The sequence below is a fragment of the Streptomyces sp. UG1 genome, assembly GCF_049974585.1.
Taxonomy (GTDB): domain Bacteria; phylum Actinomycetota; class Actinomycetes; order Streptomycetales; family Streptomycetaceae; genus Streptomyces.
Genome location: NZ_JBNGGG010000142.1, coordinates 1 through 1,150, shown reverse-complemented (window position 1 = coordinate 1,150; position 1,150 = coordinate 1). Strand labels below are relative to the sequence as shown.

Here is a 1,150-nt window from a genome sequence, read left to right as displayed (position 1 = left end):
TACTGACCTTGCTGGCGTGATGTCGTGAGGGTCGACGAGTTGTGCTTGTCGCAGTAGGCCGGTGACATGAGGTATCCGCAAGGGGGCGGGCTGACCGCGGAACGACGGGCGTTTCGCGAGCACATCCGGATGCAGGCGGCCGAGTTATTCGCCCTGGGACACGACAATGCCGCCATCGCCAAGCAGTTACGTGTCAGCGTGCGGTCGGTACAACGGTGGCACCAGGCATGGGAGCACGGCGGAACACCGGCCCTGGAGTCGAAGGGGCAGGCGTCCAGGCCCAAGCTGAGTGAGGCACTGTTCGAGGTGCTCGAGCAAGAACTGGCCAAGGGACCGGTCGCGCATGGCTGGCCGGATCAGACCTGGACGCTGGCTCGGATCAAGACGCTGATCGGACGCCGGTTCCACAAGACCATGACGCTGTCGGCCATCGCGCAGATGCTCCACCGGCACGGCTTCAGCCACCAGGTCCCCGCCCGCCGCGCGATCGAGCGCGACGAGGAAGCCGTCACCGGCTGGGTGAAGGAGACATGGCCCCAGGTGGAAACGCCATGGCGGCGCTCGGGGCCTGGCTCTGCTTCGAAGACGAAGCCGGCTTCTCGGTGACGCCGCCAACAACCCGCACCTGGTCCCGGCGCGGACACACACCCGTCATACGGGTCCGCGGACGCTCCCAGCGCCGCTTCTCCATCGCCGCTCTGGCCTGCTACAAGCAGGGCGAACGCTCACGCCTGATCTTCCGGCCCAAACGGCACGTCGACCACAAGCGGGGCGGCAGACGCAGTTTCACCTGGACCGACTACCGCGACCTGCTCATCGCCGCCCACCAGCAACTCGGCGCACCGATCGTGCTCGTGTGGGACAACCTGAACGTGCACAGAGACCGTCGGCTGCGGGAGTTCATCGACACCCACGACTGGATCACCTGCCACTTCTTGCCGTCCTATGCACCCGATCTCAACCCCGTCGAGGGCATCTGGTCACTGCTGCGACGCAGCAGTCAGGCCAACACCGCTTTCACCGACCCTGACCACCTCATGAGCGCGCTTCGGCACGGTCTCCGCCAGATCCAGTACCGCAGCAACCTCATCGACGGATGCCTCGCGGAAACCGGCCTCACCTTGACGACATCACGGCAACAAGGTCAGTA

Annotated in this window: 1 protein-coding gene; it reads left to right on the top strand. The window is 65.5% G+C overall.

Annotated elements, in window-relative coordinates; translation table 11 throughout:
* Nucleotides 1-66 precede the first annotated feature (66 nt).
* Nucleotides 67-1,150 (top strand): IS630 family transposase gene (locus ACP4J3_RS50710; protein ID WP_426545077.1). Its coding sequence is split into 2 segments (ribosomal slippage), with 1,085 coding nucleotides annotated over them: nt 67-592 and nt 592-1,150; the frame shifts between segments, so codons are not numbered across the junction. This gene is flagged as partial in the annotation.